Raw genomic sequence first — 20,180 nt, 5'->3', positions numbered from 1 at the left:
GTTTACCGGCTATTCCATCCCCTGTGAGAACAGCTTGCTGATGAGCGCTCTCCGGCTGGAAACGCCGGTCTTAGAGAAGATGGATTTCAGGTGATCCTGTACGGTGTACGCAGAAATATGCAGCGACTCTGCCAGCTCCTTAGTGGATAATCCGCGGGAGAGCATCTCGGCCAGCTGCTTCTCCCTCGCGGTCAGCTGGCAGGCATCGGCCAGCAGCCGGAAGATCTCCGAGGACTTGGCATAGACAAAAGCAACAGCCAGCTCCGTCTTCTTGCCGCTGCCTTCAAGCCTGCTGGCCGTAACTGTCAAGTATGCCCCATCCTCGACGCGCAGGCATAATTTCGCCTTCGAAGGCAACCCTCCTGGTTCCGTATTCTCACCAAGTGCCCGCAGGCATACGGCGTTGACCGGCCGGGGGAGAACACCGTGATCCAGCCGTTCCAGCTGCTGCAGACGGTTCAGCCAATATTGAGCCGCACTGTTCGCGCTGACCGGAAGCAGCTGGTCCGTCAGAATCATGATTCCACTGTCCTCCGGTGCGGTATCCATCCGTCCCAGAGGGGGCTCGGAGGCATAGCTGCGGAGTGCGCCGGCAATCAGCGGAACAACAGATGATATCACTGCACACTCACGCTCCTGAAAAGGAGGTTCGTGCTGTGACCGGAACAAGGTTAAGAACCCCCAGCAGCCACCGCCTTCAACCAGCGCAGCCCGGAGCTCGTCGCCCAGGCCCGCAGGCTGGAGTACGTTGCGGTAACGTTCACTCCGCCCGGGCTGCCCTTCCGTTACACCACTTAAACAGGCGACCGGCACTGCCGCAGCGGCCAACTGCTCATATTTCATATAATCCTCATGCAGATATTCGTATTCAAACAGCTGCGGGTGCAGATTTTCAAGACCCTGCTCTGTGATCGCCCCGGTGGACAGCAGCGTATGCGGGTCCACGGTAGTGCAGCAGGCAGCGGTAAACGGAATGTACTGCCGCAGCTTGGAGATTACCGCCTCCCTATATTGCGGAGATGTCATTCTCATCTCCTGCCGGTTGATTTCCAGCGTCCTCAAGCCTTTTAGAACCTCGCTCATCCTGATGTCCTCTCCAAATCCCACATATGTGGGATAGCCTATTCCGTGTTTAATCCTGATAATTAGTAATAATTCTTATTATATATCAGGAGAACTCACATTCAAGCTATAGAGACAGGAGCAGATATCATGCAAGAGAAACATTTACATCATGCCAGAGACTGGGAGCATCCCGATGTTCAGCATTACGAGACAACAATCGCTGCAAAAATACCGGGGTATCCTCTGCTCTATGACATCATGGAGCAATTGCTGAGTGCACACCTCGGCGGTGAAACTCCGGCAGACCTGCTGATTGTCGGGGCCGGAGGCGGTCAAGAATTGATAACCCTCGGCGCTCAGCATGAGCACTGGCGGCTGACTGGCATTGATCTGTCAACGGCAATGCTTGAGCTTGCCCGGCAGCGGATGCAGCGCACGGAGCTGGCCGCTGAAATCACTCTCCAGCAAAGCACGGTTGATGAACTGGACAAGAACAAGCTGTTTGACGCCGCCACTTGCATGCTGGTGCTTCACTTTTTCAAGGAAACCGGACAGAAGCAGCGGATGCTGGAAGAAATCCATAGCCGGCTTCAGGAGGGGGCGATACTGGTTGTGGCAACCTTAAGCGGGGACGTCCGTTCTATCCCCGGGTCCTTGCCGCTGAAGGCGTGGAAAAACCACATGCTGGCTGGCGGGATTTCCGGGCAGGAATGCGAATGGTTCGAGCATTCCATCGGTGAAACCTCCTTCCCCATTCCGGAATATGAACTTCTAGCGTTGCTCGCAAGCAGCGGGTTCTCCGGTGTCACCCGCTTTTTCAGCTCCTATCTGATTGATGGCTGGTTTGCTGTGAAGCACGGAAAAGAGGTTGCGGAATGAAAACAGATATAGTGGTTGTCGGCGGGTATGGCCATGTCGGCGCAGAAATTTGCCGGCTTCTGGGAGAACAGCATCCTGGAGTGGTATATGCGGCGGGCCGAAGCCTGGAACGTGCGGAACAATTCTGCAGGACGAGTGGCGGCAAAGTGAAGCCGCTGCGGCTTAGTGTGGGAGAAGCGATAGATGAAGAACTGCTGAAGCGGACCAAGCTGGTGGTCATGTGCCTGGATCAGCAGGATACCTCGTTTGCGGAGGCTTGTCTGCGCAGCGGAACCCATTATGTCGATGTGTCGGCAAATGGGGAATACTTCCGGCTGCTTCAGAGCCTGGGAGACACAGCAGCCGGGCTCAAGGGTACAGCTGTTCTAAGCGTGGGGCTTGCTCCCGGCTTAACCAATCTGCTATCCCTCAAAGCGGTGAATGAACTGGATAGATGTGAGCGCATCGACATCTCCATCATGCTGGGTCTGGGCGACAGTCACGGCCAAGCTGCCCTGGAATGGACGGTTGATAGTCTCGGCTCTGCCTTTGAGCGTGTGGAGCAAGGACGCAAGGTTGCCGCAAGGAGCTTCACGGAACGCAAGCAGGTGAATTTCGGTGGTACGCCGGGAACGCGCAAGACATACCTTTTCCCTTTTTCCGATCAGCAGATTCTGCCCTATACCTTGAAGGTCCCTTCTGTCGCTACACGTTTATGCTTTGATTCCCGGGCGGCCACCTCCGGCATCGCTCTTATGCGAAAAATTGGCTTAACCGCCCTCTTCCGCAACAAAGTCATCCGCAAGCTCACAGTCCAGGCTTTCGGCAAACTTCGGCTGGGTTCAGAACAATATGCGGTCAAAGTCGATGCTTATGGTGTTCGGGGCGGTAAAGCTGTTGTCATGGAAGCAGGTATCGAAGGAATACGGGAATCCGTAATCACTGCCAGAGTGGCCGCCGGGGTTGCCCTGAGTGTATATGAGGAAACCCATCCGGCGGGAATACATCATATTGAACAGCTGTTCAAGCTCCAGGCAAACGGTACGCAGCTCTCCTTAAGTTCAGCAGCCGGAGCCTCCGGCAGGGCCGAATACCCCCTTGACGGGCTTACGTTCTGGTCCGGTGTCCGCTCGCAGTAAGAGGTTCCCGATCTTTATTCTCTTGGCAATTCAATACGGAATGTCGAGCCCTGGCCCGGCTTGCTGCTCACAATAATCCGTCCCCCGCAAAGGTCGACAATCCGTTTGGCCAAAGGCAGTCCGAGCCCGTTCCCGTAAGAAGCCCGTGCTTTATCGCCCTGATAGAACTTTTCAAAGATATGCCGCTGCACCTCCGGGGTCATGCCGATTCCGGTATCGGTAATTTCAACACTCACGTTCTGGGGGGATTCGGTCAAGGTGACGGACAGGTTCCCGTATTCTCTTGAGAATTTTACCGCATTCCCCAGAATGTTAATCCATACCTGCATCAGCAGCTCTTCGCTGCCGTAGAAGCCAGTCTCCGCCAACTGAATCTCCAGATCCAGCTGTTTGCCGCTCCACTGCGGCTCCAGGAGAAGAAGCGCCTGGCGGATCTGCTCATCCAGACTGAACTCTGTTTTTTCAATGATGATTTCCTGGTTCTCCAGCTTCGACAGCTTCAGAATATTGTTGGTCAGCATGGATAATTGCCTGGTGCTGCTAATGATCTTGCCCGCGTATTCCTCTCTTTCCTCGGCCGGAAGATCCGAATTCTGCAACAGTGCAGCATAGCCCTCAATGGCTGTGATAGGCGTCTTGAACTCATGGGATACATTCGTGACAAAATCGGTTCTTAGTGTTTCAATCCCTTGGAGCTCTTGAACCATCTTATTGAAATCCTTGGCCATCTCCCGGAATTCTTCAATCTTAATATTCTCATACAACTGAACATTAAAGTTGCCTTTGGCGACTTCCTTGGTTGCTTCTCTCAGTCTGTTGATGGGAAGCAATATTTTTTGCCCGATGACGGCAGTGATAAGCGTTCCAGTAAGGATCCCCGTAAGCAGTACCGCTGCCAGAAATCCGAAGGCGTGGAATTGGCCCGGCTCGATGATTGTGAACCTCTTTATAACGAATATAATAGTCATCATAAAGACCGCAGAAGACAGCATGATCATAAATACCAGCATCACAAAGGCGAACCATAAATTGCTGAACCTCTTTTTCATATATGCTTCACCGCCTTATACCCGAGTCCCCGGACCGTTACAATCTCAAACTCCATATATTCCCTGAAACGTTCCCTCAGCCGGTTGATATGCACATCCACTGTCCGGGCATCTGTCTCCGTATCCATTCCCCAGATTTCATCCATCAGCTGCTGCCTGGTAAATATCTTGTTTGGATAAGCAATCAGCTTATATAGCAGGAAAAATTCTTTCTGCGGGAGAACCGTACTCTCCCCATCCCTGTAGACCGTTACAGAATCATAATCAAGGGTCACCTCGCCCACAGTCAGCTTGCGTTCATTGACAATCTGCGCCCGGCGCAGCAAAGCCCCCACCCGCAGTACCATCTCATTGATATCAATAGGCTTCACCATATAATCATCTGTGCCGACCAGGAACCCTTTCTGCTTGTCCTGAAAGCTGTCTTTGGCAGTAATGATCAGCACAGGCAGATTATTATTGGATTGCCTCAAATGCTCAATCAGCTCGTAACCGTCCACTTGCGGCATCATAATATCAGAAATAATCAAATCAATATATTCTGCTTCCAAAATATCCAGCGCACTCTGGCCATCCTCTGCTGCAAGCACCCTGTAGCCATGTTTCCCAAGCACCGTACAGATCAGCTGGCGCAACGTCTCATTATCTTCCACAACAAGTATAGTAATCATGAAATCACCTGCATTCTTTAGCCTTTGATTGAAGTATAGTCTTTCCCTGTAGCTGGAAGCCAGTTGATGTTCAGTTCATATTCGTATGATATGCTGTCAGCAATTCATCAAGCTAGCTTTATTTGAAAGGAAGGTTTACAGATATGCTTCAGCTAAAAAACATCAGCAAGAGCTACACGACAGGTGATTTCACACAGGTAGCGCTCGATAAGGTCAACCTCAATTTACGGGAAAATGAATTTGTGGCCATCCTGGGTCCCAGCGGCTCGGGTAAAACCACCTGCCTGAACATCATCGGCGGGCTGGATCAATATGACAGCGGAGACCTGATCATTAACGGTAAATCCACACAGAACTTTCAGGACAGCGATTGGGATGCTTACCGTAATAATAGCGTCGGCTTCATCTTTCAAAGCTATAATCTGATTGCGCATCTGAGTATTATGGACAATGTCGAGCTGGGAATGACCCTCAGCGGTGTCCCCGCAGCCGAGAAACGGCAGAAGGCAAAAGAGGTGCTGGAGAAGGTTGGCCTTAAGGATCATCTGCACAAGAAGCCGAACCAGCTGTCCGGCGGTCAAATGCAGCGTGTAGCCATCGCCCGGGCGCTCGCCAATGACCCCGACATTATTCTTGCCGACGAACCTACAGGAGCGTTGGATACCCAGACAAGTGAACAGATTATGGAGCTGATCAAGGAAATCGCCAAGGATAAGCTGGTCGTTATGGTTACGCATAACCCGGAACTGGCCCGGAAATACACAGACCGGACTGTGGAATTCCGAGACGGTAAAATCATTTCCGACACCGATCCGCTTCCCGACCAGAAAGTAAGCTCTGACTACAAGCTGAAAAAGACAGCAATGGGTTTCTCCACAGCGCTCAAATTGTCCTTCAAAAACATCATGACCAAAAAATGGAGAACGACCTTAACCGCTTTCGCCTCCAGTATCGGTATCATCGGGATTGCCTTAATCCTGGCTCTCTCCAACGGCTTCAATAAACAAATCAACAACTATGAAGCGGGTGCGCTCTCCAATTTCCCGGTGTCGATCAGCCAGTCTGCGATGAGCTTTGACCGCTCGGAAACTGCGGCAGATGATACAGCAACCAGCAAGGAGGAGTATAGCGACTCGCAGGAAATCTATCCATACGATCCGAGCGCCAATACCATTATGCACACCAATGTTCTGACCGAAAAATATCTGGACTTTGTGAAGCAGATTGATCCATCCCTGATCGACGGCCTCTCTTATGCCCGTAAAGTGAATATGAACATTCTAAAATCTGATGATAAAACGGCAACTGCCATCAATACAAGCTACTTCTCCTCATTCCCCAGCAAGGCCGGCGGTGCTCCCGGAAGTTATCTGGAGAACTATTATGACCTGCTCGCCGGTTCGTTTCCGTCCAAGGATACCGACCTTGTGCTGATCGTGGATGAATACAACCAGCTGAATGTTGCTTCGGTGGAAGCGCTCGGCCTGGATTATACTGCGAACAGCATCAAATTTGACGATATTGTCGGTCAAGAGTTTAAGCTGATCCCGAATGATCTGTACTATGTAAAATCCGGTGACCATTTCGTGGTCAATGGAACGGCTGCCAACTTAAGTGATATGTATAACAGCACGGATGCCATTCCACTTCGTATTGCAGGAATTATCCGGGCGCAGAAGGATTCTCCGATGTCCACTATGGCTGCCGGAATCGCCTATTCTGACGATCTGGCGCTCCGCTTCATTACCTCCGCACAGGCTTCCAAGGTGGTAAAGGCCCAGGAGCAGGAAGATGCCGTTAATCTTCTGACCGGCGAAGTGTTTCCCAAAACCTCTGCTCAGACAGACATGATGCCTGGTGCAGCCATGATGCCTGGTGGCGCAGGCAGCAATACGGCTCCTGTGAAAGAAGATGTTCTGGCTGCTCTGGGTGCTACAAGCATCCCGGCTTCGATCTCCATCTATCCGAAGGACTTTGATTCCAAGGAAGCCATCGTGGAGTATCTGGACAAATGGAATGAAGACCTGCCCGAGAGTGATATGATCGTATACACGGATATGGCGGCCATCGTTACCGGCCTGACCGGCGGGATTATGAATGCCATCACACTTGTACTGATTGCCTTTGCTTCGATCTCGCTCGTCGTTTCCATGATTATGATCGCAATTATCACCTATATTTCTGTACTGGAGCGGACTAAGGAGATCGGGGTGCTACGCGCATTAGGCGCACGCAAAAAAGATATCACGCGTGTCTTCAACGCAGAAACCTTTATCATCGGTGCCTTTTCCGGGGTTCTGGCGATAGGAATTACCTATCTGCTGACCATCCCGGCGAACATTATTATTAAGTCGCTCACGGATCTTTCCAATGTCGCCCAATTAAATCCGCTGCATGCCTTGCTGCTGATCCTCATTAACGTGGTGCTAACCATGCTCGGCGGATTCATTCCGGCCAAGCTTGCCGCCAAGAAGAATCCGGTAACGGCGCTGCGCAGCGAATAATCACAAACTACTAAGGTGTGCTCCGACTTCAGCCAGGTCTCCGCAGACATGCTTACGGCTGAGGTGACGGCGGCGCAGTACGCGGTATTCACGACACCGCCGGTGGACGCTACCGATGAGGAGAGACCGGAGACTTTTGCCCAAGTGGTAAAGAGCACCTGGAGATATATCTTCGAGGACTGGTTCCCGGAAAGCGGCTATGTGCACGACGAAGGTAAGCTGAACTTTGAATTCTATGACGAGCGCTGTCTTGCGCGGGTGGATACGGTGATGGAGATCTATGTTCCGGTGCAGAAGCGGACGGGGGTGTAGTGTCAGAAGAGGATGAAGGGTTAGACTGGAGGGTATCATGAAACCACTTAGCATTGATTGTAATATGTGGTACAATGGGGCCGAAAGTTCAGTTTAACAATATGCATCCGGCAAAGGAGTTAACCATGACCAGACAACGCAAGATTATCTTAACCATAACCATATTTTACATATTTTTTATTCTTTTTTTTATGTTCTTCGCCTTCGGTAGAGGAGAATCTAACGATCACTCGCTTGGCTACACCTTTATTTTTTTGCCCGACAGCTTTTTTAAGATGCCGTCTCTATCTGAGCTCCTGGATTTCAGCGTCATGGATTTAGTAGATTTTGGGAACACCGCTGCCTTTATCCCTTTCGGTATATTGATTCCATGGTTGTACCGGGTCACCTTTGCCCGGTTCATTACCTTATTCTTTATAGCGATTCTTGTGCTGGAAACCATCCAGGCCCTTTCGTTCCTCGGCAGCTTCGATATTAACGATGCTATTCAGAATACGGTCGGCGCAGCCCTCGGTTTTGGGGCGTACAAGCTTGGTTTCCGTTCCCGGAGCCTCTGGCGCAATCTGGCGACAACGGCTATATCGGGGTTGGTTCTTTTATTAGCCGTATGGGGATTAAGCGGGGCGATAGATAAAGCGACAACCAAAGTAGAAGGCCCGTTTGTGGCGATCAATGAATGGACGGACAGTTCGGGGAATTCATCCGCTGGATACAAGCCGGAGGACGGCTTTCAAATAAGCGGTCAAACTGTAAAGCCCTTGTATAATATGTATGGCGCTGAAGGCGTAGATTCTAGAACGTTCACGTATACGTCTGAGGGGGAGACGATATTCTCGTTCTATAACGGAATCCCTGAACCAACCGATTATTCGGGAAGCATCCGTGTTACCCTCGATGGAAAAGAGATAATGACCGGCTCTGGAGAAGATCAGCGGAGTGATCCTGATCTATTCCCGTCGATATTCAAGATTCCTCTCGAGCCGGGGAACGAGCTGAAGATCACCATTGAGGGGAACCAAAAAGTATGGGATGTCGGGTATAAGCGGATGCAATATTTTTGGAACTAAGTTCATAGCCAGACTGCAATTTGTTTCTTCTGGAAAGTCAAAAGGTAAGCTCCGCTGCAGGAGCTTACCTTTTGGCATTTCTATAGGGGCCAGGCTTACAGCTGAACCGCCACGTAGCTTCCGAATTCAACCATACCCGCTTTGTCCAGCTTGGTTGCATCATATTGCTTGATGACCTCGGCGGTCTTCTGCATCAGCTCTGAACTGTCTGTATCGGCCAGAACGCGCAGGACCACCAGGGTCTCCCCATTCTTCAACTGTTCGGCCAATTTGGTCTTGTACGCTTCCAGGGAATCCACCTCAAGCCCTTGCGTCACATAATAATCATAGGCATTGCTGGTGGCCTGGAACAGGGACAACTCCTGGTCCAGCCAGTAAGCCTTGTCCATCACATACTCTACATCTGTGGCAGTGGCATCGCTGGAATTGTAGAGCAGATAGGGAAGTCCGCTATTGGTAGCATTATTGGTCGGATCGACATTGACCCATTCCGCGCCGATTTTCACTTTGTTCCAGGCGTGATTCACGCCGCTCATGGTTCCTGTGACCACCATCGAAGGGACCTGGGACAGGTCAGCGAGCAACTGGAAGGTGTGTGCATAGCTCATACATACGCCAACTTTTTTGACCAGAATGCCGTAGGTACTGAAGGAATCATTGAATTTGGCATCCACACTCTTGAACTGCTGCTCCTTGGCATTCTCCAGCGCGGCATCGTCATAGGCGGTATTGTCATTCAGATAATCGTAGATCGCCATCTGCTTCTCATCGGCGCTCATACCGTCCTTGAGTGTGGCGGCGATCACTTTATCTGCCTCTGAGAGGATCTCACGCTGTTTGGACGCAATGACCTCGGCTGAATCATCGTACTCCACATGCAGCGTCAGGTTCTGATAATCGTAGCCGTAGCTGCGGAATCCAAGAATGAGCGGGTTCTGATAGACTACTTTTTCCACTACATCGACCAGGGTTCGCGCATTCTGCGCCTCCGGGAAGGCCAGAAGCGAAATTTCGGTCTTTCCGCTGATCAGTGACAAGGCGAGATACTCTTCCAGCGCAGAATCGGCATGAATCAGGTCCGCCCGGATCGTTGAGGCAGGCACGGCCTGCTTATTCCCCTCATCTACCTTGCTGCGGGTATTTTCCTTCTGCCGGTCAATGGCATTATCGCCGGATTCGCCCGCATTGTCGTTGTCAATGATGGTCGGAACATCAGGGGCAGGCACATACTCCGTATTATTCTCCGGCTCCACATACCCTTGATTGGCCCCTTTGCTCTGGGCGGCTGCAAGACCTGCAATATCGGTATCCGTCAACTGCGTAACCTGTACGTACCCCTTGAGCGCTGTACCTTGAATGGAGTATGGCACATCGGTTGGGCCGGACTGCTGAATCGTGATTGAATCCGTGTCATATATCACAGTCCCCGAGGCTTTGGAGCCGTCAATGAACTGGACAGGTACAGTCTTGGGCAATTCGGCAGCGTTCTTGAACAATTTCAGGTTGATATTATCCTCGGAAGCTACGGTGCGCGGCAGCAGCTTGGACAGCGACACGGTGTCCACCGAGCGGCTGAACCTGGACTCTTTGCCTCCCTGAACAGCGGTGACATAATATTCACCTTGCACATTGTTGTTCTGAAGGCTGGTGATGGTCTCATCCACAATGCCGAGCGCACCGCGCCCGTCCTTCATGAAGTCGTTATAAGAAGTGCCGGGCACCGTCGCAATCTTCAGCGGACGCTGATTCGCATATCCTTGCTCCGCCCCGTTCAGCGCCTCATTGGTATTCTCCATCGTGATATGCGAAGCGCTGTAAATATTGTAGCTCTCTGCGCCCGGCACCTCATTCCATACGAGAGTCAGTCTGCCGTCAGGGCTGATGTCGGCATCCAGAGTCGGTGTGGGCAGATCCGATTTCACCGTAAACGGAATGATAATCGGCTGCTTCAGTGGAGTAGGCGATTTGGCATCCAGGTCATAGTTGAGCCGGATGTAGTACACGGGGGCGTTCCCCCAGGAGCTGCCTCCGGCTTCGCGCAAGGAATCGGAAGGGAGTACGCCGAAGCCGAGCGGCTTGATGGAGTATACGCTTTTGCCACCTACAAGCTGTGAGTCTTCAAGGGTCCCTACCTTGCTCTCCGGCAGTGCCTTGATATCGGTATGTACGGACAGCGTCTTGCCAATTGCCTCTGAGCCAAGATCCGTATTGAATCTGAAGATAAATTCCATATCCTGCTCAACATTATACATAGGCATGATGCCCGGATTGTTGTCAGTATCGTATTTCTGCTTCAGATTATACACCGTCTGCGAAGCGTCCGGCGGAGGGTTCCCTGAAGGTTTCTTCGTTTCTGCAGCCGGACTGGCCGTCGGTGCGGGTGAAGGCGCTGGACCGGCTTCCTTGCCGCCCCCCATGCAGCCTGTTAGAATCATACACATGATGAGCATAATCATTGCCAATTGTTTCACTTTCACTAACGTCCTCTCCTGTCTGGGTTGTCTTAATGAGGGTTATGGTGTGTAATCCAAAATTACCCATTACAAAGCACAGGAGATATATAACCCATTTGGGAACGATTAAAACAAATTTGGGATATTTTATATTTAAGTTATATAAGCAGAGGGCTAACGAGGGGGCGCTGAGTATTCGCGGCAATTCATGTTAAGCATAGAAGGTTTTAACTCACATCTCTATTATTGACTTGAGTCTTGTAAAAAACATGCTGACGAACAAACGAAATTAAAGTCAAACGGTTAGAACTTTTATCGAATAGGCAGACAGAAGAAGGACATCCAGCCTTGTTGGAGAAATTGTCGTTTACCAGACCACAATTTCCAGATAAAGGAGATGTCCCATTCATATGGTAACCCTCTACAGCTCTGTCTTTTTCAAAACATTCAAGTCGATTTCGCAACACTCAAGTATATTACAAATAAATAAAAATTGCCTGCAATTCTACTCTTACCCTTCAATAACGCCTTTTTTCAGAATGAGATTGCCATACAGCGCTTCTTCCCCGGTTACTACAATCGCATAAGCGGATTTGGACCGTTCATAGAAGTTGAAGCGTTCCTCGTAACCAATTACCGTTTGCGGATCAACATCCCTAATAATCTCTTTATAAGTGTCCCAGATCACAGGAACGGTAGGATCACCTTGCACCACATCCATCAGAACGGCCTGATGCCCGGCATAATGATCCAGCGGATACAGCTCCAGAATAGCGGCCAGCAGCTGGGGGATTCCAATACCATCGCATCTTGTCACCCGAGGATGCAGCGCATGTCCCGGAAAATTCGCATCCGCCAGCACCAGCTCATCCCCATGGCCCATTTCCATCATAATCCGCACGAGCTCAGGGGACAGCAGCTTGGGAATCTTTTTGAGCATCCTATAATCTCCTTTACATTCCGTAAAATGATCTAAGTGCTACCAGCTGCTCGATCCGGTCTGCCGGCAGCTCACGCTCCCCTTGGATCATGCGGGTCAGAAAGGTGAGCTTCGCTGTATACTCCAATCTCTCCATATTCATGTAAGCCGCCATTACATCCTTTCCCCAGGACAAAGCCCCGTGGCTTTCCAGCAGCACAGCGGATTTCTTGCCGAGGAAGGGCATAATCGAATCAGGAACCTCCTCAGTGGAAGGCGTACCGTACGGGGCCAGAGGGATCTCACCCATAGCAATGACCGATTCCGGCATCATCATCTTATCCAGTGCTTCTCCCTTGATGGCAAAGGCAGTGGCAAATGGCGGATGTGCGTGAACGACACCATGGATGCCGGGAAGCTCCCGGTAGATCCGCAGATGCATTTTCACCTCTGTCGAAGGGCGGTAGCCCTCCTGAGCCTCCAGAATTTCACCCTGAAGATTAACTTTCACCAGAATATCCGGCTCCAGATATCCTTTGCTTACACCGGTAGGGGTGGCCAATACTTCGTGTTCATTCAACCTTGCTGAAATATTGCCGTCATTGGCGGCAATATAATCTTTATTGAACAGGTTTCTCCCGATGTCACAAATCTGCAGTCGTAATTTCCGTTCCATTTCATCCATTGTCATTTCTCCTCTTTGTATAGTCATTCTTGAACAGGCCGGTACACGGCAAGACTTCCGGAAGCGGCGGCCACTTCCCCCGCCCGGCTGTAATCCAGCAAGCCAAGCGCCGTGAGCTGCACGATAACGTTCCCGATTGCACTTGCTTCGACCGGACCGGCGGTCACTTCTTTCCCGGCCGCATCCGCCGTCAGCTGGCACAGCAGCCGGTTCTGGATACCGCCGCCAACCATATGCACGGTATGGATCGTTTTGCCGGTGAGCTCCTCCAGCTCCGCGATCGCCTTGCGGTACGCCTCGGCGAGGCTCACTAGAATGAGCCGTACGACTGCACCTTTGCTATCCGGCACCGGCTGTCCGGTGCTGCGGCAATATTCCGCAATACGTCCGGGGATATCTCCCGGGGTGCTGAACAGCGGATCACCCGGATTGATCAGACCTTGCACAGCCTGCTCGCTTTCGGCCAGCTCGACCATTTCCCCGAAGCTAAGGGTCACACCGGCTTCCGCCCAGGCTCTTTGGGTTTCCTGCAGCAGCCAAAGACCCGTAATATTCTTCAGCAGCCGGTTGCCTCCGCCATAGCAGCTCTCATTGGTGAAGCCGTAACGGTAACAGCGCTCTGTAAGCACGGGCTGCTCCATTTCAATTCCCACCAGCGACCAGGTGCCGCAGCTGATAAATGCGGCATGCTCCTTGTCACGATAAGGAATGGAAGCAACCGCTGAAGCCGTATCATGTGAAGCGCCGGCAATGATCTGCAGGGCACTGCCTCCGAATTCCTTGCGGAGGCCGGGAAGCAGGGAGCCGATAACTGTCCCGGCATCCACCCTCTCGGCAATCAGCGCCGGAGAAATTCCCAGTCTGCTGAACACCTCGGATGAGAGTTCTGCCGTGCCGGCCTTCATGAGGCCGCTGGTGCTGAGGATCGTCCTCTCGGCGGCGGCTGTTCCTGATAATAAATAATGAAATAAATCCGGCATCATTAAGATACGGCTAGCATTTGCCTGCAGTTCAGGATTCCGCTGAACATCAGCAAACAGCTGATACACTGTGTTGATGGGGTCCGGCTGGTTGCCGGTCAGGCGGAATTGTTCCTCCGGCGGCAGCAGCTCTTCCAGCTTGAGGCGGTATTCCCGCATCCGCTGATCTCTGTAATGATGAGGCGGATACAGCAGCATTCCGTCCTGATCCAGCACGCCGTAATCCACACCCCAGGTGTCCACACTGAGACTAAGCAGCTCCCCGTATTTGCTGCAGGCCAGCCTGATCCCCTGCTTGATTTCCTGAAACAGCTCCAGCACGTTCCAGTGCAAATCCCCGCCGATGTGCAGCGGCGTATTGGCAAACCGGTGAAGCTCCTCGGTGACAATGCGGCTGCCGTCATAAGTTCCCAGGATCACTCTGCCGGAGCTGGCTCCAAGATCCACGGCCAGCACTCTTTTGAACTCACTCATCGAAACCACCTGCCTAAGTTCTGTCAATGATACAGCGGACCGAAATTACGGCATGCCCGGTAATCGGCATCCTCCAGGCTGTCTGTTCCAAACAGCGACCACACACGCGGTCTAAAGATCTGTGATTCGTCGACGTTATGCATACTGACTGGAATACGCAGTATTGAAGCAAGTGTGATCAGATCGGCTCCAATATGGCCGTAGCTGATGGCTCCATGATTGGCTCCCCAATTGTTCATCACATCATAGACCGATTTGAACGAGCCGGTTCCGGTAAGGATTGGAGCAAACCAGGTGGTCGGCCAGGTCGGATCGGTGCGTTCATCCAACTGGCGGTGAACCTCTCCGGGAAGCTCAGCGGTATAACCTTCCACCAGCTGCAGAACGGGTCCCAAGCCTTTGACGAGGTTAAGCCGCGCCATCGTGACAGGCATGCCGCCTTTGGTCAAGTAGTCGGTAGAGAAACCGCCGCCGCGGAAATATTCCTGCGAGGCAGGTCGGAAGAAGGTCTCCTTAAGCGAGGCAGCCACTTCTTCTTCCGTAATGTCCCAGAAGGGCTTGATCGCCGGCTTGCCTTCGAGGGATTGCTGACCGGTTCCGTCGAGCGCGGCCGAACCGGAGTTGATCAAGTGAAGCAGGCCATTCGCAGCAGCGCCTTCCAGCTCGTAGCCGGTCACACGCTTCACGGCTGCCGGACTCCAGTACGTGCGGACATCAGCGAATATTTGCGCCGTATTCGTCAGCAGATAATTAAACAGCATCGTCACGCCGTTCAGACTGTCATTTTCGGTAGCCAGAATATAAGGTGCCCGTTTGCCGTTCCAGTCAAAAGAGGAATTCAGGATCGTCTCCATAAAGTCGCCATTCGGGAAATGGTCGGTCCACTGGCGTTGCCCTTGAAAGCCTGCAGCAATGGCATTATGTCCCTGCGCTTCTTCTTCAAAGCCAAGCTCCGCAAGCACAGGATTACCGATCATGAGGTCACGTCCGATTAGGGCCATCTTGACACAGGTCTCCCACTGCTTCTCCTTCTCTTCTTCGCTGACCTGCAGATGGGCTGGGTTGTTGTCAGGCCCTATCTGACAGTTCTCCTTGGTCCATTTCAAGGCCCGCGCAAATTCCTGCGGATCGTAGATTTCCTCTTCGAAGCGGCGCACGAACTCGGACATGTCGATATATTCATTGCGCATGCCCAAATACTCCTGGAAGAATTGGTCATTCACGATGGAACCGGCGATCCCCATGGAAACGGAACCCATGGATAAATAGGAGCGGCTCTTCATAATGGCTGCGGCCAACGCCGATTTGGCAAACCGGAGCAGCTTGGCCTGAACATCGGCCGGAATATCTTCACTTCCGGAGTCCTGCACATCCTCCCCATAGATCCCGAAGGCCGGAATTCCCTTCTGGGCGTATGCCGACAGAACTGCGGCAAGATAAACAGCACCGGGTCTTTCCGTGCCATTGAACCCCCATACCGCATGGGGAATTGCCGCATCCATATCCATCGTTTCTGAGCCGTAGCACCAGCAAGGAGTTACTGTAATGGATACCCCCACATTTGCTCCGGAGAACTTCGAACGTGCAGCCGAAGCTTCACTGACTCCGCCAATAGTAGAATCCGCAATGACGCATTCCACGGGCGATCCATCAGGATAACGCAAATTCTCCTGCAAAAAATCAGCTACCCGTTGTGCCATTCCCATAGTCTGAAGCTCTAACGATTCGCGCACACCGCGCCTTCTGCCGTCGATCGTTGGACGAATGCCGATTGCCGGATACTTTACTGCCATACTGAACAACCTCCTCAAAGGTAATGGGTTTATAAACTAAATATATCGCTTTCATCTGCTTCATCATAAAATCTGAGAAATGGAATGTCAACAAAAAACCACACATATATGTGACTTTTTGTGGATTTTATTTTGTTGATCGCTAATAAATGTGGAATATCCTTTTATTTCTGAAGTGAATTGTAGTACACTAGCCTTATAGATGTTTTAATGCAGGAGGAACTACATGAGAGCTTTTGAACGCCGGGAATATATTATCAACAAGCTGCACCGCTATAAGAAAGTCCATGTTGCTGATCTGGCACAGGATTTCGGAGTCTCCGAAGAAACGATAAGAAGAGATCTCGACAAGCTGGATAAAGAAGGAATTGCCAAGAAAAGCTATGGCGGAGCGGTTCTGAATGTTCACACCAATGAAGATCCCGCCTACTCCCTCCGGCATTCAGTCCATCTTGACGAGAAGCAGATGATCGCCGACAACGTGCTGGGACTGATCAATGATGGCGACAGCCTGATGACAGACACCAGTTCGACCGCTTTTGAAGCCTTAAGGAAAATAACCAATGTTAAACAAAATCTGACGGTGATCACCAATTCACTGGTAGTCCTGTCCGAGTTCCAGCATTCCGGCCACAAGCTGATCTCTACCGGTGGTGTTCTGGGTGCCGAGACGAACTCCTTTGTCGGACCGACTGCCTCCTATACCCTACAAAAGTACAATGTGGACGTCGCCTTGTTCAGCTGCAAAGCTCTGTCTATGACAGGCGGGCTGAGTGATTCCAATGAAGCAGAAAGCGAGCTAAAGGTTCTGATGCAGCAACAGGCGAGCAAGGTGATCCTGCTTGTGGACCATTCCAAATTCGACCGTATTGCCTTCATCAAATTGTTCAGCTTTGACAAAGTGGATTACCTTGTGACTGACCGCAAGCCTTCGGAGGAATGGATTGATTTTTTCAAGGAGCATCAGATTTCACTGGTCTATGGCCCCACAGAGTAGCCTGCAATCTCTACCTGGAAAGGGGGTGAACCCGCGAATGGTCTAAATAAATATAACGGGTGCAGCCGGCCCGCAGTGGCTCCCCTTTGTCCTCCTGGCTGTAGGCTTATGCTAGATTGGGCTGTTATGGGCTGTGTTCAAGAAAATGGACTGAACTTTTGTATGCGCTTTCTATTAACAATTTACCTCCCGGATTCTACCCGCTTAAAGCTTCTACTCAACTTTCGTTCTATCAATCATAATCCAGATTCCCTTCTTCATACAAAAAATCGGGTGCAATCCCTCTTTGACGGAGGAATCTCACCCGATTTTTTCCAAGTGGGAACGGCTTCGCCGTCCTCAAAAGGAAGGTACCCGTTTCAGCGAGAAATAGAAGGATAACTTATAGCGTGAGCATATAAATTATTATATTTTAAAAAACAAACTTCCATTCTAGCTGTCTATACTACAAATCACTTTCGCTCTGAGCCCGCCGGGCAAAGTCTACGAACTGAAACTTATCCAGCCGGTGCCGCGATTCGGTATACTGGAACAGCTTAGTGTCCACCAGATGCACATAGTTGCGGACTACGACAATATGCTGATAATCGTGCAAATCAAGCAAAAGCTTATCCTCCGGTGTGGCTTCTTCCACAGAGATCTCCTTTTTGGCGTAGCTGATAGTGAGATGAAGTTCTCCTTCCAAATACGCATAGATCGAATTCCCGGCGGTTTCAGCAGTGAGAGACGGTACATAGGAGGTTAGAAAATAATCCTTATCCAGGATGATCTTCTCCCCATCAATCTCCCGGGCACGAACTACCTTCCAAAGCGGGCCCGGCTCCTTCATCTGAAGACGCCGTTCCTCCTCGGATGTACTGGGCACACAGCCGTTCTCATATACAATGGTACGTACGGAACGGCCCAGGTTTTTGGACACTTCCTTGAAGCTGACCAATCCGGAAACGGGGAAGTTCATCCGCTGGGTATCGAGTACAAAGGAACCTTTGCCCTTAATCTTATGGATATAGCCGTTCTGAGAGAGCATAAGCAAAGCCTTGCGCACCGTCTCCCTTGAAGTTCCGTAAGCTTCAGCAAGCTCGCTTTCCGAGGGCAGCTTCTTGCCGGCAGGGAGCTGACCGGACTGAATCCGGGCCGAATAATCATTATAAATATGAAGATATATATTCTTATTCATCCTTAATCACCATGCCCATAGTACCACGATTGTTAACCTTTAAGATAGATCTTTAGAACAGGAACCGCCTGCCCATGAACAGGATTTGAACTAGGGATCAGCTCCTCTACCCGTTCGATGATATCCTGCCCGTCAGGCACGATAACCGGTGAAGTCAGCGGGTATCCTGCTGCGGTAATAGCATCCCGGTCGAATTCAAGCAGCAGCTGACCCGCCTTGACTTGATCTCCAGTGGCGGCATGAGCCGTAAATCCGCTGCCTTTCATCGAAACGGTATTGATGCCGATATGAATCAGAATCTGCACTCCCGTAGCATGCTCCAGAATCATCGCGTGCTTGCTCTTGATGACATGGGCGACAGTAGCGTCAAATGGAGCATACACTTTTCCTTCGGACGGATTTACTGCCACTCCTTTACCCATTTGCCGCTCGGCGAAGGCCGGGTCCGGCACTTCTTCCAGCGGTACAATCTGTCCTCTCACCGGCGAGACGATTTCCAGAACATTCGCTGCTGATTCTTTGCTTCCAGCCTTCTCTTGAATCATCGGAGGAAGGGAAGCCGGAGTTGTCGCCTGGACGTTATCCGCCTTTGCGTTATTATCCGGTTCTTCGCCTCCCCGGCCGCGGATCTTGCCGAACAATACGGTAGCTCCGAAAGGAATGATTAATACGATGGCCATGCCGACAAAGAAGATTCCCCATTGATTCGGGAAGATGGACAGGAAGCCGGGAATCCCGCCGACCCCGATGGAGGATGCCAGTACATTGTTGAGTGCCAGCAGTATGCCCGCCAGACCCGAACCGATCATCCCGAAGATAAACGGATACTTATAACGGATGTTAACCCCGAAGATCGCCGGTTCTGTAACCCCCAGGAAGGCAGAAATGGAAGAGGTCACGGCCAGACCTTTCGTCTTCTCCTGCTTGGCCACGAACAGCATGCCGAGTGCGGCTGCACCCTGTGCAATGTTGGACAACGCCAGCATCGGCCAGAGGAAGGTTCCTCCTTCGGAACCGATCAGCTGAATATCCACAGCAAGGAACGTATGGTGCATGCCGGTAATAACCAGCAGTGCGTACAGCCCCCCATAAATGAGTCCTCCCAGCGCCGGGAAGGAGCCAAAGATGTTGACCAGTCCCGTTGTAATAGCATTGGCAATCATGAATGTAACCGGACCGATAACCGTAAACGCCAGAAATCCTGTAACCAGCAGCGCTACCGGTGCCACGACCAGCAGCTTGATGGAATCATGCACCCGCTTGTTAAGCCAGCGCTCCAGCCGGGCGAGCAGATAAGCGGAGACCAGCACCGGGAGCACCTGTCCCTGATAGCCGATCTTGTTAACTTCCCAGCCGAATAAATTCCAGACTGGAACCGTACCTTCCAGCTTGGCATCCGCATATCCGTATGCACTGAGCAGATCAGGATGAACCAGGATAAGACCGAGCACAATCCCCAGCAGCGGACTGCCGCCGAACCGGGTTACTGCCGACCATCCAATAAGTGCGGGCAGGAAGGTAAAGGCCGTACTGGCAATCGTATTGATAATCGAAGCGATGTCCTTCCATTGCGGATACACATCCACCAAGGAGCGTTCGTCGAAAAAGATGCCGGGACCCGTCAGAATGTTGTTGATCCCAAGCAGCAGACCTGCCATCACAATGGCCGGGAGGATCGGAATAAAGATATCCGCAAGTGTCTTGATTGCCTGCTGCAGCGGATTCTGGTGTTTGCTGGCCGCCGTCTTTACCTCGTCTTTCGAAGAACGGGCACCGCCGGTAATGTCGATCATTTCTTCATATACTTTGTCCACCAGTCCCGGACCGATAATCACTTGAAATTGGCCTTGGGAAGAAAAGTGCCCTTTCACCAGATCATTCCGTTCCAGCGCAGAGATATCAACCTTTCCCTCGTCTTTCAAGGCAAATCTCAGCCTTGTGACACAGTGCGTGGCTGCTTCAATATTGTCTTTTCCGCCTATGGCCTGTACGATCTGCTCCACGTTTTGCCGGTTAATCGCCATGTTCTCACTCCTT

16 protein-coding genes are annotated in these 20,180 nt (G+C 51.4%); 6 read left to right on the top strand and 10 right to left on the bottom strand.

All coding sequences use genetic code 11. The features are described 5' to 3' along the window. Positions 1–9: 9 nt before the first annotated feature. The gene (locus tag NST07_RS12730; RefSeq protein ID WP_342481695.1) at positions 10–1,083 is read right to left on the bottom strand and encodes a helix-turn-helix transcriptional regulator; all 1,074 of its coding nucleotides are present in this window, start codon (positions 1,081–1,083) and stop codon (positions 10–12) included. A 129-nt stretch (positions 1,084–1,212) separates the two neighbouring features. Here NST07_RS12730 and NST07_RS12725 point away from each other — a divergent pair, with 129 nt between their 5' ends. Then, complete coding sequence (locus tag NST07_RS12725; protein WP_341092144.1) at positions 1,213–1,944, top strand: methyltransferase; 732 nt, start codon at positions 1,213–1,215, stop codon at positions 1,942–1,944. Next, a complete protein-coding gene (locus tag NST07_RS12720; RefSeq protein WP_342481694.1) occupies positions 1,941–3,062 on the top strand; it encodes a saccharopine dehydrogenase NADP-binding domain-containing protein in 1,122 nt (373 codons plus the stop codon). The genes NST07_RS12725 and NST07_RS12720 overlap by 4 nt, the downstream gene beginning before the upstream one ends. A gap of 14 nt (positions 3,063–3,076) precedes the next feature. Here the strand turns inward: NST07_RS12720 and NST07_RS12715 are convergent, their stop codons facing one another. Beyond that, positions 3,077–4,111 (bottom strand): HAMP domain-containing sensor histidine kinase, encoded by a 1,035-nt coding sequence (locus NST07_RS12715; protein WP_341092140.1) that lies wholly within the window; start codon positions 4,109–4,111, stop codon positions 3,077–3,079. Further along, the gene (locus tag NST07_RS12710; RefSeq protein WP_341092137.1) at positions 4,108–4,782 is read right to left on the bottom strand and encodes a response regulator transcription factor; all 675 of its coding nucleotides are present in this window, start codon (positions 4,780–4,782) and stop codon (positions 4,108–4,110) included. The genes NST07_RS12715 and NST07_RS12710 overlap by 4 nt, the downstream gene beginning before the upstream one ends. Positions 4,783–4,925: 143 nt before the next feature. Here NST07_RS12710 and NST07_RS12705 point away from each other — a divergent pair, with 143 nt between their 5' ends. From NST07_RS12705 to NST07_RS12695, 3 genes are all read left to right on the top strand, one after another. Beyond that, positions 4,926–7,286: an ABC transporter ATP-binding protein/permease gene (locus NST07_RS12705; RefSeq protein ID WP_342481693.1), complete on the top strand. Its 2,361-nt coding sequence runs from the start codon at positions 4,926–4,928 to the stop codon at positions 7,284–7,286. Between the two features lie 15 nt (positions 7,287–7,301). After that, positions 7,302–7,598 (top strand): effector binding domain-containing protein, encoded by a 297-nt coding sequence (locus tag NST07_RS12700; protein ID WP_342481692.1) that lies wholly within the window; start codon positions 7,302–7,304, stop codon positions 7,596–7,598. 125 nt (positions 7,599–7,723) lie between these two features. Then, the gene (locus NST07_RS12695; protein WP_341092133.1) at positions 7,724–8,665 is read left to right on the top strand and encodes a VanZ family protein; all 942 of its coding nucleotides are present in this window, start codon (positions 7,724–7,726) and stop codon (positions 8,663–8,665) included. 95 nt (positions 8,666–8,760) lie between these two features. Here the strand turns inward: NST07_RS12695 and NST07_RS12690 are convergent, their stop codons facing one another. From NST07_RS12690 to NST07_RS12670, 5 genes are all read right to left on the bottom strand, one after another. Then, positions 8,761–11,142 carry a transglutaminase-like domain-containing protein gene (locus NST07_RS12690; protein WP_341092132.1) on the bottom strand — a complete coding sequence of 794 codons (2,382 nt, stop codon included), beginning with the start codon at positions 11,140–11,142 and terminating at the stop codon, positions 8,761–8,763. A 487-nt stretch (positions 11,143–11,629) separates the two neighbouring features. Beyond that, a complete protein-coding gene (fucU, locus tag NST07_RS12685) occupies positions 11,630–12,058 on the bottom strand; it encodes an L-fucose mutarotase (protein WP_341092131.1) in 429 nt (142 codons plus the stop codon). 13 nt (positions 12,059–12,071) lie between these two features. Next, positions 12,072–12,722, bottom strand: coding sequence for a class II aldolase/adducin family protein (locus tag NST07_RS12680; RefSeq protein WP_038589957.1), 651 nt, complete (start codon positions 12,720–12,722; stop codon positions 12,072–12,074). A 23-nt stretch (positions 12,723–12,745) separates the two neighbouring features. Further along, a complete protein-coding gene (locus tag NST07_RS12675) occupies positions 12,746–14,176 on the bottom strand; it encodes a rhamnulokinase family protein (RefSeq protein ID WP_342481691.1) in 1,431 nt (476 codons plus the stop codon). A 23-nt stretch (positions 14,177–14,199) separates the two neighbouring features. Continuing rightward, positions 14,200–15,969, bottom strand: a complete 1,770-nt coding sequence (locus tag NST07_RS12670) for an L-fucose isomerase (RefSeq protein ID WP_341092127.1) — start codon at positions 15,967–15,969, stop codon at positions 14,200–14,202. A 226-nt stretch (positions 15,970–16,195) separates the two neighbouring features. On the opposite strand from NST07_RS12670, the gene NST07_RS12665 reads away from it, so the two are divergent. Then, a complete protein-coding gene (locus NST07_RS12665; protein ID WP_342481690.1) occupies positions 16,196–16,966 on the top strand; it encodes a DeoR/GlpR family DNA-binding transcription regulator in 771 nt (256 codons plus the stop codon). Positions 16,967–17,411: 445 nt separating this feature from the next. On the opposite strand, the gene treR is transcribed toward NST07_RS12665, so the two are convergent. Beyond that, entirely contained in the window at positions 17,412–18,143 is a 732-nt protein-coding gene (treR, locus tag NST07_RS12660; RefSeq protein ID WP_076114387.1) for a trehalose operon repressor, read from the bottom strand. A 32-nt stretch (positions 18,144–18,175) separates the two neighbouring features. Continuing rightward, positions 18,176–20,167, bottom strand: a complete 1,992-nt coding sequence (gene treP / locus NST07_RS12655; protein WP_341092124.1) for a PTS system trehalose-specific EIIBC component — start codon at positions 20,165–20,167, stop codon at positions 18,176–18,178. Positions 20,168–20,180 lie beyond the last annotated feature (13 nt).

Origin of the sequence: Paenibacillus sp. FSL L8-0340, from assembly GCF_038593145.1 — a bacterium.
Taxonomy (GTDB): domain Bacteria; phylum Bacillota; class Bacilli; order Paenibacillales; family Paenibacillaceae; genus Paenibacillus_AQ.
The sequence above is the reverse complement of the archived record's forward strand: the minus strand, read 5'-3'. Positions and strand labels throughout refer to the sequence as shown.

Excerpts from the sequence above, each read along its gene's own strand:
- NST07_RS12665 (WP_342481690.1), top strand. The coding sequence starts at position 16,196 with ATGAGAGCTTTTGAACGCCGGGAATATATTATCAACAAGCTGCACCGC.
- treP (WP_341092124.1), bottom strand. The coding sequence starts at position 20,167 with ATGGCGATTAACCGGCAAAACGTGGAGCAGATCGTACAGGCCATAGGC.
- NST07_RS12710 (WP_341092137.1), bottom strand. The coding sequence starts at position 4,782 with ATGATTACTATACTTGTTGTGGAAGATAATGAGACGTTGCGCCAGCTG.
- NST07_RS12720 (WP_342481694.1), top strand. The coding sequence starts at position 1,941 with ATGAAAACAGATATAGTGGTTGTCGGCGGGTATGGCCATGTCGGCGCA.
- NST07_RS12670 (WP_341092127.1), bottom strand. The coding sequence starts at position 15,969 with ATGGCAGTAAAGTATCCGGCAATCGGCATTCGTCCAACGATCGACGGC.
- fucU (WP_341092131.1), bottom strand. The coding sequence starts at position 12,058 with ATGCTCAAAAAGATTCCCAAGCTGCTGTCCCCTGAGCTCGTGCGGATT.
- NST07_RS12725 (WP_341092144.1), top strand. The coding sequence starts at position 1,213 with ATGCAAGAGAAACATTTACATCATGCCAGAGACTGGGAGCATCCCGAT.
- NST07_RS12705 (WP_342481693.1), top strand. The coding sequence starts at position 4,926 with ATGCTTCAGCTAAAAAACATCAGCAAGAGCTACACGACAGGTGATTTC.
- NST07_RS12730 (WP_342481695.1), bottom strand. The coding sequence starts at position 1,083 with ATGAGCGAGGTTCTAAAAGGCTTGAGGACGCTGGAAATCAACCGGCAG.
- NST07_RS12675 (WP_342481691.1), bottom strand. The coding sequence starts at position 14,176 with ATGAGTGAGTTCAAAAGAGTGCTGGCCGTGGATCTTGGAGCCAGCTCC.
- treR (WP_076114387.1), bottom strand. The coding sequence starts at position 18,143 with ATGAATAAGAATATATATCTTCATATTTATAATGATTATTCGGCCCGG.
- NST07_RS12695 (WP_341092133.1), top strand. The coding sequence starts at position 7,724 with ATGACCAGACAACGCAAGATTATCTTAACCATAACCATATTTTACATA.
- NST07_RS12680 (WP_038589957.1), bottom strand. The coding sequence starts at position 12,722 with ATGGATGAAATGGAACGGAAATTACGACTGCAGATTTGTGACATCGGG.
- NST07_RS12715 (WP_341092140.1), bottom strand. The coding sequence starts at position 4,111 with ATGAAAAAGAGGTTCAGCAATTTATGGTTCGCCTTTGTGATGCTGGTA.